The sequence below is a fragment of the Rathayibacter sp. PhB152 genome, from assembly GCF_003751395.1.
Taxonomy (GTDB): Bacteria; Actinomycetota; Actinomycetes; order Actinomycetales; family Microbacteriaceae; genus Rathayibacter; species Rathayibacter festucae.
This window is the reverse complement of the sequence record NZ_RJUT01000003.1, coordinates 159,446-171,782: the sequence shown is the minus strand read 5'-3', so window position 1 is coordinate 171,782 and position 12,337 is coordinate 159,446. Positions and strand designations below refer to the sequence as shown.

The window sequence follows — 12,337 nt, the reverse complement described above, 5'->3', positions numbered from 1 at the left end:
GTGCGCGGCGGGCGACCCCTTCCTGCTGATCGAGCAGCCCGCGCAGCGGGCGCATCGAGATCCGCCGGCTCCAGACGAGCAGCCTGCAGACCACCCCGCTGACGACGCCGGGTCTCGATACTCCCCTGCGGGGCTACTCGACCAGCATGAAACGGCTGCCCGTTCCTGCCGACCGAGTCGCCCGCGCGGAAGGCCGGGCGTCCATGTTGATCGAGTAGCCCGCGCAGCGGGCGTATCGAGATCCACCGTCGGCAGACCTGCGGCCTGCAGACCCACTCTGTGGTGACGGCGGGCGCGCCACGCCCCTGCGGGGCTCCTCGACCGGCTGGGTTGCGCACAACATCAGCTGAGAGCAGGGTCCCTCCCCTGACAGCGGAGGCCTCCCCATCTCAGCTGATGTTCTGCAGCGCCCGAGCGCTCCCCACCGTTCGAGCGCCTCTCTGCTGATCGAGTAGCCCGCGGAGCGGGCGTATCGAGATCCACCGGCGCCGGACGTGGAGCCGTCAGCCGGCCGCGACGCGGCGCAGCGCCGCCAGCACGGTGCGGACCGCGGTGCGGGCCAGCGCGTCCGGGCGGGCGAGGACGTCGACGTGGCGGACGAGGCCGGCGCCCTCGAGCGGGCGGAGGACCATGCCGTCGACGGCGAGCGGAGCCGCGGTGATCCGGGGCAGGATCGCGATCGCGGCGCCGGAGCGGACGACCTGCGCGGCGACGGAGAACTCGTTGATCCGGTGCGCGACCCGCGGGGCGCGGCCGATCAGCGCGCCGAGGTGCTCGAGCACGCCCGTGAGCGGGAAGCCCTCGTGGGTCGAGACCCACTGCTCGTCGGCGAGCTGCTCGGGCCGGATGCTCGACTGCGCGGCGAGCGGATGCGCGGCCGGCAGCGCGATGTCGAGCGGCTCGACGAGGAGCGGGGTGACGACCAGCCGGGCCCGCGACCACTCCGGATCCTGCGGCAGCCGGTGCGCGACGACGAGGTCGTGGTCGGCGGTCAGCCCGGCGAAGCGGCTCTGCGCGACGTCCGCATCGGCGAGCGCCACCCGCGGGCCGTCGGCGAGCTCCGCGAGCAGCGGGCCGAAGAAGGCGAGCCCCGCGCTGTGGAACGCCGACACCCGCACCGCGCGATCGTCGTGCCGGAGGAACGAGCCGATGGTGTCCGCCGCCTCGGCGAGCGCCTCCTCCACCCGCGTCCCCGCGACCGCGAGCGCCTCGCCCGCCTCGGTGAGCACGAGCCGCCGCCCCTCCTTCACCGTGAGCGGCACCGGGACGCCGGCCTGCAGCGCGGCGAGCTGCTGCGAGACCGCGGAGGGGCTCACCCCGAGCGCCGCGGCGACGGCGGCCACGCTCCCGCGGTCGCCGAGCTCGCGGAGCAGTCGGAGGCGGGCGGGATCCATGGGCGCGAGCCTAACCGGGAAGTGCTTGCTTCATCGTCGGTGAAGGAGCAGCCGGTCGCTCTTCCGCTTCCCGCCTGCGACGCTGTCCCCGTGCCCCTCCGCTCCCGCCCCGACCTCGCCGTCGACCTGCTGCTGCTCGCCGTCGCCGCCGTCTGGGGCGCGAGCTTCGTCGCCGCGAAGGACGTCGCCGCCGACATCGGCGTCCCGTCGACCGTCGCGCTGCGCTTCCTCACCGCCGCCGCCGCGCTCGCCCTGCTCTGCCTCGCCCGGCGCGAGCGCCTCCCCCGCGGTCGGGGGCTCGCCGTCGCCGCCCTCCTCGGCGCCTCGCAGGCCGCGATCATCGGACTCGAGACCTGGGGCGTCCACCTCACCTCGGCGACCAACGCGGGTCTGCTGATCAGCCTCACCCTGGTGCTCACCCCCGCACTCGAGGGCCTCGCATCGCGCTCCTGGCTGCCGCGCTCCTTCTTCATCACCGCCGTCGCGGCCGTCGTCGGGGTGGCCCTGCTCGTCTCCGGCGGCGGTCTGCGCACCCCGACCTGGGGCGACGCGCTCGTGCTCGCGGCGGCAGTGGTGCGCGCCGTGCACGTCACGGCCAGCGCGCGGCTCGTCCGCGGGCGCACGGAGGGCTCGCTCGGCGTGGTCCTGGTGCAGCTGGTCGTCTGCGCCGCCGTCTTCTCGCTGCTCGCCGGGCCGGACCTTCCCGCCGCCGCCCGGGCGCTGGACGTCGGCGGCTGGGCCGGCGTCCTCTTCCTCGGGCTGCTCTGCTCCGTCTTCGCCTTCGTGGTCCAGCTCTGGGCGGTCCGGCGCACCTCGGCGGCGCGCGCCAGCATCCTGATGGGCACCGAGCCGGTCTGGGCGCTGCTCGTCGGCGTCGTCGTCGCGGGCGAGGCGATCGGCCCGCTCGGAGCGGTCGGCGCCGCGCTGATCGTCGCCGCGGGCTACGCGGGCCAGGCGATCGAGCGCCGGCACCGGCTCGGCGCGAGCGCGCCCGCCGACCGATCGGCCGACGCGGTCAGTGCGCCACGAGCTCCTGCAGCCCCGTGACCCGGAGCAGGTCGAGCCGTGTCTGATCGGTCGAGCCGGGCGTCGCCGTGTAGATCACGATCCGCAGGTCGCCACCCGGCACCGCGAGCACGTCGCAGTCGATGGTGATCGGCCCGACCGGCGTCGAGGTCACGGTCTTCCGGCTGGAGCGGTGCTCGGCGACCCGGGCCGCGGCCCAGCGCCGCTCGAAGTCCGGCGAGGTCGCGCGCAACCGCGCCACCAGGTGCGCGAGCGCCGCGTCGTCCGGGTAGCGACCCACCGCCGCGCGCAGATCCGCCGCCAGGTCGTTCGCGAAGTCCTCGGCGTGCTGGTCGTCGAACTCGGTGCCCTCGTGCCCCTGCGTGAAGTAGCGCCAGACCAGGTTGCGGTCGAGGCCCGTGTGCCGCGAGGGGTCGCCGTTCAGCGCCGCCCAGAGCGGGTTCCAGAGCAGGATGTCGTGCGCCGCACTGAAGACGGCGAGCGGCACGTCGCCGCAGCGGTCGACGATCCGCTGCACGCCCGGGGTGATGTGCTGCGGCACCTGCGTCGCGGTCGGCGGAGCGACGCCCGCGACCCGGTAGAGGTGGTCGCGCTCCGCCTCCGTCACCCGCAGCGCGCAGGCCAGCGCGCCGAGCAGCTGCGCCGAGGGATGCACGGCCCGGCCCTGCTCGAGCCGCACGATGTAGTCGACGCTCACGCCGGCCAGCGCGGCGAGCTCCTCGCGGCGCAGGCCGGCGGTCCGGCGGCTCGGGCCGGCCGGCAGCCCCACCTCGGCGGGCGTCACGCGCTCGCGCCAGGAGCGGAGGACGTCCGCGAATTCGCTCATGCCCCCATGATCCCCCGCGGGGGCGGAGCGGTCCTGGTACTGCTGGTCCTCCCGTCGACCGGGGCCTGGGCGCCAGGAGTGCCGGGGCGGAGCATGGAGCCATGACAACGACACTGATCACCGGGGCCAACAAGAGCCTCGGCCTCGAGACCGCCCGCCGCCTGCTCGAGGCCGGCCACACCGTCTACGCCGGCATGCGCGACCCCGCCAACGGCGACGCCGCCCGGGCGCTCGGCGCGCAGGTCGTCCAGCTCGACGTGACCGACCAGGCGAGCGTCGACGCCGCCCTCGCCTCGCTCCCCGCCCTCGACGTCCTGGTCAACAACGCCGGGATCCTCGGCACCTCCTTCGGCGTCGACGACCTCTCGGCGGAGGCGATGGCGAGCGTCCTCGAGACGAACGTCGTCGGCGTCGTCCGGGTCACCCAGGCCGCACTGCCGCTGCTGCGCCGCTCGGCCGCGCCCGTCGTCGTCAACGTCTCCTCCGGAGTCGGCTGGCCGCGCGCCCTGGTCACGCCCGGCCGCGACGAGTTCGGCGTGCCCGCGATCCCCTACGCCGCCTCGAAGGCCGCGGTGATCACCCTGACCGTGCAGTACGCGAAGAACCTGCCCGAGTTCCGGATCAACGCGAGCGACCCCGGCTACACCGCGACCGACTTCAACGGCCACGGCGGGCACCAGACCGTCACCGAGGGCACCGACGCGACCGTCGCGCTCGCCCTGCTCGGCCCGGACGGCCCGACCGGCGAGTTCCACGACCGCCACGGACGCATCGAGTACTGAGCGCCGCTGCAGGCTCGCCGCCGAGCGCTCGCCGCCAATTCGTTGGAGACGGCAACAAACCGGCGGCGGGCCCGGCAGAATGGAGCCATGACGCAACGGAGCAACTGGGCGGGCACCTACGAGTACCGCGCCGCCGACATCCTCGAGCCGGAGTCGATCGACGAGGTGCAGAACCTCGTCCGCGGGAACGAGCGGGTCCGCGCGCTCGGCACCCGCCACTCCTTCAACGCCCTCCCCGACACCCCGGGGGCGCTGCTGCACCTCGGCCGCATCGCCCCCGATCCGGTGATCGACGCCGACGCGAGCACCGTCACCGTCGGCGGCGCCACCCGCTACGGCATCGTCGCCTCGCACCTGCACAGCAACGGCTACGCCCTGCACAACATGGGCTCGCTCCCGCACATCTCGGTGGCCGGCGCGATCTCGACCGGCACCCACGGCTCGGGCGACCGCAACGCCAACCTCTCCTCCGCCGTCTCGGCGCTCGAGCTGGTCACGGCCGACGGCTCGCTGCGCACGATCCGCCGCGGCGAGCCCGGCTTCGAGGGCGTCGTCGTCGGCCTCGGCGCCTTCGGCGTCGTCACCCGCGTGACCCTCGACATCCAGCCGACCTTCGACGTCCGCCAGGACGCCTTCGTCGACCTGCCCTGGGACCGCGTGCTCGACGAGTTCGACGCGATCACCTCCTCCGCCTACAGCGTGAGCCTGATGACGCACTGGTCGAGCCCCACCGTGGAGCAGCTCTGGCTGAAGACCAAGGTCGAGCAGGGCTCGGTCGCCGACGTCGACGCGACCCACCTCGGTGCGGTCGCCGCCTCCGCCTCGCTGTTCGCCGTCTCCGAGGGCGTCGACTCGAACCTCAACCCGTTCGGCGGCTCCGTCGGACCCTGGTCGGAGCGCCTGCCGCACTTCCGCCTCGACCGCGAGCCGAGCGCCGGCGACGAGATCCAGAGCGAGTACATGGTGCCGCGCGAGAACATCCGCGAGGCCCTCGTCGCCCTGCGCGCGATCGGCGAGCGGATCGACGAGGTCCTGCTGATCACCGAGCTGCGCACCATGGCCGGCGACGACCAGTGGCTCTCCCCCGCCTCCGGTCGCGACAGCGTCGGCATCCACTTCACCTTCAAGAAGGACCGCGCCGGCGTCGACGCCGTGCTGCCCGCCGTCGAGGGCGCGCTGCTCCCGCTCGGCGCCCGCCCGCACTGGGGCAAGCACTTCCTCGCGACCGCCGCCGACATCGCCCCGCTCTACCCGCACCTCGACGAGTGGCGCACCCTCCGCTCCGCCTGGGACCCCACCGACCGCTTCGCCAGCGCCTTCGTCCAGGACCGCCTCCTCGGCTGACCCCCTTGCTTCCTTCCGCGAGATGCCACTTATGAGCGCGACACGCCGTGAAAGGCGTGCACAAGTGGCATCTCGCGGAGGGGGACGGCGGGGGTAGCGTCGGAGGGACGAGAGGGAGGCAGCATGCCCGCCAAGGAGGAGATCCCGTCGACGATCGAGCGGTCGGACGAGCACGCGCAGAAGCTGTGGTCGGCCGCGCACGACTCGGCCGTCGACAGCTACGGCGAGGGTGAGCGCGCGCACCGCACCGCCTTCGCCGCGCTGAAGCACGAGTACGAGAAGGTCGGCGACCACTGGGAGCGCAAGGCCGAGAGCGGCCCCTCCGACGACCGCGCCGCCCAGCGCGGCCCCGACGGCGGCGGCGACACGGCCGGCGGAGTCGACGCGAACGCCACCAAGGCGCACCTGCTCGACCTCGCGAAGCGCCTCGACGTCTCCGGCCGCTCGCGCATGACGAAAGCCGAGCTCGTCGACGCCCTGCAGCGCGCGAACGCGAAGCAGACCCGCCGCGCACGCGACTGACCCGCGCACCGCACCGGCGACCCTCCGCCACTCTCCAAGAGTTGTCGTACTCGGCGCTCGAGTACGACGACTTCTGAGGAGTCGGAGGAGGTCGTCGTCCTCGGCGCCCGGTGCGACGACGGCCGAGGACCGGCGGGGCGGCCGCTAGGAGATGCCGAGCTCGTGGCTGAGGACGAGCGCGGCGGCGCCCTGCAGGACGAGCTCGCCCGGGTCCGTTCGGGACTCCATCCGCAGCTCGCGGGTGACGGCGGGCAGGGTGCGGCGGGCGATGGTCGCGCGCGCCTCCTCGAGCAGGACCCCCTCGACGAAGCGCTCCGGACCGGCGAGGACGACCGCGTCGATCCCGAGCACGGCGACGATCGGCGCCAGCGCGATCCCGAGCGACCGGCCGGCCCGGCGCAGCAGCCGCTCCTGCTCCGGAGCCGAGGCCGCTGCGAGCCGCGGACCGAGGTGCGCGACGGACACCGCGGACTCGAGGCAGCCCCGCCGCCCGCACGAGCACTGCTCGCCGTCCTCGTCGATGACGACGTGGCCGATCTCGCCGCCGGTGAACTGATCGCCCTCGACGAGGGAACCGCCGATGATCAGTCCGGCCCCGACGCCGTCGCCGAGCAGCACGAGCAGCAGGTTCGCTCCGCCGCCGCGGTGGAAGGTGTGCACGGCCAGGGCGGCGGTGTTGGCGTCGTTCGCGACGTGCACGGGCAGGCCGAACCGCTCGGCGAAGACGCTCCGCAGATCGAGGCCCCGCCAGCCGAGGTTGGGGGCCTCGCGCACGACGCCGCCGTGGTCGACGACCCCCGGTGAGCCGATCCCGATCCCGAGGACCGGCGCCTGGGACGAGGCGATCAGCTCGGCCGCGAGGCCCAGGGCGAGCTCGACCGCGTCCGCCCCGGACGCGCCGTCGCGGGCGAGCCGGCGGTGCTCCCGGATCTCGCCGCGCAGGCTGACCAGGGCTCCGGTGCACTCGGCCTCCGCCGAGAGGTCGAGGCCGACGATGCTCCGCGCCCCGTGGTCGAAGGCGATCACCAGCGCGGGCTTGCCCACCCGGGCGTCGACGCGGGGGCCGAGGTCGAGCAGCAGCCCCTCCGAGTGCAGCTCGCCGACCAGATCGGAGATCGTGACCGCGGTGAGCCCGCTGATCCGGGCGAGATCCGCCCTGCTCATCTCACCGTCGTGGAAGAGGCGCTGGAGGACGAGCGAGCGGTTGTGCCGGCGGTTGTGCGACGGCAGTGCCTTCTCGGTGACGCGCAGCTGGCCCATGGTCCTTCATCTCAGCCCGTGACCGGCTCAGCCCTTGACGGCGCCGGCCGACATCCCGGACACGAGATTACGCTGGATGATCAGGAAGAACACGACCACCGGGAGCGAGAAGAGCACGGCCCCGGCCATCTGCCCGCCGTAGTCCGTCCCCACCTGCCCGCCCGACGCGGTGCTGAAGGACGCGAGCCAGACCGGGAGCGTGTAGCGGGCCTGATCCTTCAGGAACGTGTAGGCGACGATGTAGTCGTTCCAGCCGGCGATGAAGGCGAAGACGCTGCTCGAGACGATCCCGGGCATCACCAGCGGGAAGAGGACGCGGGTGAGCAGCTGCCAGGTCGAGGCGCCGTCCAGGCGCGCCGCCTCGTCGAGCTCGACGGGGAGCGCGAGGAAGAACCCGCGCATCACCCAGATCGAGAACGGCAGCACGCCCGCCACGTAGGCGAGGGCGAGACCCGCGGAGGTCCCGATCAGGTCGACCGCGTTCAGGAGCAGGAACTGCGGCAGGAGCAGCGCCGTCGCCGGGAGCATCTGCACGACGAGGAGCAGGACCAGGATCGCCCGCCGGCCCCGGAAGCGGAACCGCGCCAGCGCCGCCGCCGCGAACAGCCCGAGCACCATCGCGAAGACGACCGCGGCGCCCACCACCACGACCGAGTTCTGCAGGTGGCGCAGGAAGTCGCCCTGGGTGAGCGCCCGGACGAAGTTGTCCAGGGTCGGCGACTCGGGGAGGAAGTGCGGGGTGGAGCTGAGCATCTCGGACTGCGGCTTGAAGGCCGTGTTGACCATCCAGTAGACGGGGAAGAGCCAGAGCAGGCAGAACAGCACCGCGATCGCCGAGCTGATCCACGGGTAGCGCCGCAGCCGGCGCCGGATCGAGGTCGAGGTCGAGGTCGCGGTCACGGTCAGAGCTCCTCTCCTGAGCGGACGAGGGTCCGGATGTAGACCGCGCTCAGGGCGAGCAGGATCAGCGTCGACGCCACGGCGATGGCGGAGCCGGTGCCGATGCGGGCGCCGCCCGAGAACGCCGTCGTGAAGGTGAAGACGCCGAGCGTGGACGTGGCGCCGTCGGGCCCGCCGGCCGAGACGAGCCAGATCTGGTTGAAGACGTTGAAGTCCCAGATCACCGAGAGCATCGTCACGAGCAGCAGGGTCGGCCGGAGTGCGGGGAGCACGACGACCCGGTAGACCGCGAGCTCGGAGGCGCCGTCCAGCCGCGCGGCCTCCTTGCGCTCGATCGGCACCTGCGTCTCGGCGGCGTGCAGGGTGAGGGCGAGGAAGGGCACGGCCTGCCAGACGACGAGGAGCCAGATGCAGACCCAGGCGAGCCGCGGGTCGGCGGCCCAGTTCGTGCTGGTCAGATCGCCGACCAGTCCCGTCCGGGTGAGCAGCCAGTTGACGACGCCGTACTGCGGCTGGAAGAGCCACCGCCAGATCAGCGAGGAGGCGACGTTCGGCATCGCCCAGGCGAGGATCAGCACCACGGTCGTGAGCAGGCGCAGGGCCGCCGGCAGCCGGGTCAGCAGATGCGACATCCCCGCGCCGATCAGCACGCTGCCCGCGACGAGAGCGCTCGTGAAGACGAGGGTGCGCACCAGCGCGAGCCAGAACTCCGGGTCGCCGAGGATGTCGGCGTACTGCGCGAGCCCAACCACGTCGTAGGCACCGGTGAACAGGCTGCGCTGGTCGTAGTCGGTGAAGGAGGTGAGGACGAGGAACACGATCGGGGCGATCGTCACGCCCGCGAGCACCAGCCCGGCCGGGGAGAGCAGCAGCAGCGGGGCGAGCGAGGAGCGGCGCCGGGCGCGGCGGACCGCCGTCGCCGGGTGGGGTGGGGCGGTGGCGGGGGCGGCGGCCGGGGCGGTGGACATCGCGCGATCGCCCGGCCGGCCTAGTGGCCGTTGAGCGTGTCGTCGGCGGCGGCGTCGAACTCCTCCGACGCCTCCTGCACGCTCTTCGCGCCCGAGGCGATCGAGGAGAACAGCGACTCGATCTCCCGGTTGCTCTCGATCGCGGCCCAGTTGGGGTTGGCCGGAACCGACTCCGAGGTCAGCGCGGCGGTGAAGAACGCGCGCTCGATCTCGCTCAGGTCGGACTGCGTCGCCTCGATCCCCTCCCGGCTGTTCGGGATCCAGCCGTCCACGCCGTGGACGAAGTCGCGCTGCACCTCGGGGCTCGTGGCGACGGCGATCCACTGCCGGGCGAGGTCGGCGTTCCGCGACTTGGCGGCGACCGCCCAGTTCGAGCCGCCGAGCACCACCGGCTGCGTGCCGCCGTCGACGCCCGGCATCGGGAAGGTCCCGAGCTCGTCCTCCGACAGCTCCGGGTTCGCCCTCAGGACACCGGCGACGCCGGTGGTCAGGATCGCGGAGGTCTTCCCGTCGGCGAAGATCTGGTTCTGGTCGGGGTCGAGGGTGTTCAGCGTCGCCGACGAGGCGCTGGAGTAGGCGTTCTGGAACTCCTTGAACGCCTCGAGACCGGACCGCGAGGCGCTCGTGCTGAGCGCGGACCACCAGGTGTCGCCGTCCTGCATCGCGATCCGGCCGCCCGCGTCCCAGACGAACTGCAGCCCGGCGTACCAGTACTGCCCCGGGAGGTAGAAGGCCGAGAAGTCGGGGGTGCCGGCGTGCGCCGCCTTCACCTTGTCGAGCGCGGCGGTGAGCTCCTGATAGCTGGTGGGGAGGGTCATCACGCCCGCCTCGGCCCAGAGCTTCTTGCTGTAGACGACGGCCCGCGCGCCCGCGAAGCCCGGGACGGCGAAGAGGTGCCCGTCGAACGTCGCCGGGTCGACGAGGCCGTCGAGCCAGGTCTGCCCCTGCGCGAACTCGTCCCGGTGCTCCGTCAGGTCGAGGAGCCCGCCGTTCGCGGCGTAGCCGGCGACCTGGGTGTTGCCGATGTCGAGGACGTCCGGCGGGGAGTCGGTCGCGAGCGCCGTCGAGACCTTCGTGGCGATGCCCTCCCAGGTCTGCACCTGCACGTCGACCTCCGCCCCGGTGGCCTTCGTGAAGCGCTCGTCGACGGCGGCGAGGGTCTCGGGCGAGTAGTCGCCGTCCATCGTCCAGACGGTGAGCGTCCGGCCCTCCTCGCGCGACCCGTCCGGCCCGCCGTCGCTCGGCGTGCAGGAGGTGAGCAGGAGCACGCCCGCCACCCCGAGGGCACCGAGGGCGACCGCCCGGCGCCGCACCGACGCGCTCTTTCCGACCAGGTTCTTCCAGACCACAGTTCTCTCCTCCGTAGGGGTGCCGCGGCGCGATCCGGGATCCTGCGCCAGTTGCGACGGAGTTAGTAAAGAACCCTTGCGAACCCCTGTCAACGAGGCTTCACTGACAGGCGCGAAGAGTCGCATCCCCCGCGCAGAACGGAGACCGCCGTGCCCCTGCTCCTCCCCCGACCCCGCTCGCTTCGCCCGGAGACCGGCGAATTCGTGCTCTCCGCGAGCACCCGGATCGCCTACCCGGAGGCCCTCGAAGGCGCCGCGCGGCTGCTCCGCACCGCGGTCGGCCGGGCGACCGGATCCGCCCTCGAGCGCGGCGACGAGGCGACGGCCGGCATCCGGCTCGCGCTCGACCCGGCGCTCCCGCCGGAGGGCTACCGCCTCCGCGTCGACGACCGCTCGGTCGTCCTCACCGCGGCGGGCGCGGCGGGCGCGCTGCACGGCGTGCAGACGCTGCTCCAGCTGCTGCCGCCGGCGATCCACCGGTCCGCTCCCCTGCCCGGGATCCGCTGGGCGGTGCCGGCCGTGACGATCGAGGACGAGCCGCGCTTCGCCTGGCGCGGGATGCTGCTCGACGTCGCCCGGCACTTCCTGCCCGTCCGTGAGGTGCTGCGCCTCATCGACCTGCTGGCCCTGCACCGCCTGACCGTGCTGCACCTGCACCTCACCGACGATCAGGGCTGGCGCCTGGAGATCCCGCGCTACCCGCGGCTCACCGAGGCGGGCGCCTGGCGGCGGCGGTCGCAGGTGGGCGCCGGCCCGACCGCGGGGCAGGACGACCGGCCGCACGGCGGGTACTACCGCCGGGACGACATCCGCGAGATCGTCGCCTACGCCGCGGCGCGGGGCGTCACCGTCGTCCCCGAGATCGAGCTGCCCGGCCACGCGCAGGCCGCCCTCGCCGCCTACCCGGAGCTGGGGGTGCGGGGCACGCCGCTCGAGACCTGGACGGAGTGGGGCGTCAGCTCGAACGTCCTCAACGTCGAGGAGAGCACGATCGAGTTCCTCGAGGACGTGCTCGACGAGGTGATCGAGCTGTTCCCCTCCCCGTACGTCCACATCGGCGGCGACGAGTGCCCGAAGGACCAGTGGGCGGCCGACGCCCGCACGCAGGAGCGGATGCGCGAGCTGGGGATCCCGGACGAGAACGCGCTGCAGAGCTGGTTCGTCGGGCGCATCGGCGCCCACCTCGCCCGCCACGGGCGCCGCCTGCTCGGCTGGGACGAGATCCTCGAGGGCGGCCTCGCACCCGGCGCGACGGTGCTGTCCTGGCGGGGACGGGTGGGGGCGGTGGCGGCGGCCCGGGCCGGCCACGACGTGATCGCCTGCCCCGAGGACACCGCCTACCTCGACCACCGGCAGTCCGAGGCGGCGGCGGAGCCGATCCCGGTGTCCACCGTCACGACGGTCGCCGACGTCCTCGCCTTCGACCCGGTCCCGCCCGAGCTGACCCCCGAGCAGGCCCGGCACGTCCTCGGCGGGCAGGGGAACCTCTGGACCGAGCACGCCGACTCCCCGCGCACCCTCGACTACCTCGCCTTCCCGCGGCTCTGCGCGCTGGCGGAGGCGCTCTGGTCGGGCGGGCACCGCGACACGGCGGACTTCGAGGCCCGGCTGGCGCACCACCTGGCCCGGCTCGACGCCCTCGGGGTCGAGTACCGCCGCGCCGACGGTCCGCTGCCGTGGCAGACGCGGCCCGGCGTCCCCGGCCGCCCGATGACGCACGCGGAGGCCGCCGCGCAGGTCGCGCTGCTGACCGCGGACATCGCCGGCGGTGGGGACGGATCCAGTCCCTAGCCCGAGAGGCACAGGGTCATCGAGCAGGAATCCGCTCTCCGTGCGGTCCTCCGCGGCCGGGAAGGCGGGCCTCCGAGATGTGCCACAGCCTGTGGCACCTTCGCCGTGGGCCACGTCCGAGTCCTCATCGACGAGCGTGATGAGCAGGAGGTCGACGGGTCGGACTTCTCCATCG

At 73.6% G+C, this 12,337-nt stretch carries 11 protein-coding genes; 5 read left to right on the top strand and 6 right to left on the bottom strand.

Annotated elements, in window-relative coordinates:
* Positions 1–503: 503 nt before the first annotated feature.
* Positions 504–1,394: a LysR family transcriptional regulator gene (locus tag EDF36_RS07730; protein WP_123732564.1), complete on the bottom strand. Its 891-nt coding sequence runs from the start codon at positions 1,392–1,394 to the stop codon at positions 504–506.
* Positions 1,395–1,484: 90 nt separating this feature from the next.
* Here EDF36_RS07730 and EDF36_RS07725 point away from each other — a divergent pair, with 90 nt between their 5' ends.
* Complete coding sequence (locus EDF36_RS07725) at positions 1,485–2,441, top strand: DMT family transporter (protein ID WP_123732861.1); 957 nt, start codon at positions 1,485–1,487, stop codon at positions 2,439–2,441.
* Here the strand turns inward: EDF36_RS07725 and EDF36_RS07720 are convergent.
* A complete protein-coding gene (locus tag EDF36_RS07720; RefSeq protein ID WP_123732563.1) occupies positions 2,410–3,246 on the bottom strand; it encodes a helix-turn-helix transcriptional regulator in 837 nt (278 codons plus the stop codon). The genes EDF36_RS07725 and EDF36_RS07720 overlap by 32 nt on opposite strands.
* Before the next feature lie 101 nt (positions 3,247–3,347).
* Here EDF36_RS07720 and EDF36_RS07715 point away from each other — a divergent pair, with 101 nt between their 5' ends.
* From EDF36_RS07715 to EDF36_RS07705, 3 genes are all read left to right on the top strand, one after another.
* Positions 3,348–4,028 carry an SDR family NAD(P)-dependent oxidoreductase gene (locus tag EDF36_RS07715; protein WP_123732562.1) on the top strand — a complete coding sequence of 227 codons (681 nt, stop codon included), beginning with the start codon at positions 3,348–3,350 and terminating at the stop codon, positions 4,026–4,028.
* 87 nt (positions 4,029–4,115) lie between these two features.
* The gene (locus EDF36_RS07710; protein WP_123732561.1) at positions 4,116–5,372 is read left to right on the top strand and encodes a D-arabinono-1,4-lactone oxidase; all 1,257 of its coding nucleotides are present in this window, start codon (positions 4,116–4,118) and stop codon (positions 5,370–5,372) included.
* A gap of 123 nt (positions 5,373–5,495) precedes the next feature.
* The gene (locus EDF36_RS07705) at positions 5,496–5,894 is read left to right on the top strand and encodes a ChaB family protein (RefSeq protein ID WP_123732560.1); all 399 of its coding nucleotides are present in this window, start codon (positions 5,496–5,498) and stop codon (positions 5,892–5,894) included.
* 144 nt (positions 5,895–6,038) lie between these two features.
* Here EDF36_RS07705 and EDF36_RS07700 read toward each other — a convergent pair whose 3' ends face one another.
* From EDF36_RS07700 to EDF36_RS07685, 4 genes are read right to left on the bottom strand one after another with little or no spacing between them, the layout of a single operon-like run.
* On the bottom strand, positions 6,039–7,154 hold the full coding sequence (locus EDF36_RS07700) for an ROK family transcriptional regulator (protein WP_123732559.1): 1,116 nt from the start codon (positions 7,152–7,154) through the stop codon (positions 6,039–6,041).
* 27 nt (positions 7,155–7,181) lie between these two features.
* The gene (locus tag EDF36_RS07695; protein ID WP_221181623.1) at positions 7,182–8,054 is read right to left on the bottom strand and encodes a carbohydrate ABC transporter permease; all 873 of its coding nucleotides are present in this window, start codon (positions 8,052–8,054) and stop codon (positions 7,182–7,184) included.
* Between the two features lie 2 nt (positions 8,055–8,056).
* Positions 8,057–9,022 (bottom strand): carbohydrate ABC transporter permease, encoded by a 966-nt coding sequence (locus EDF36_RS07690; RefSeq protein WP_123732558.1) that lies wholly within the window; start codon positions 9,020–9,022, stop codon positions 8,057–8,059.
* A gap of 20 nt (positions 9,023–9,042) precedes the next feature.
* Positions 9,043–10,371, bottom strand: coding sequence for an extracellular solute-binding protein (locus EDF36_RS07685; protein WP_221181622.1), 1,329 nt, complete (start codon positions 10,369–10,371; stop codon positions 9,043–9,045).
* Between the two features lie 150 nt (positions 10,372–10,521).
* Here EDF36_RS07685 and EDF36_RS07680 point away from each other — a divergent pair, with 150 nt between their 5' ends.
* On the top strand, positions 10,522–12,162 hold the full coding sequence (locus EDF36_RS07680) for a beta-N-acetylhexosaminidase (RefSeq protein ID WP_123732556.1): 1,641 nt from the start codon (positions 10,522–10,524) through the stop codon (positions 12,160–12,162).
* The last annotated feature ends 175 nt before the right edge of the window (positions 12,163–12,337 follow it).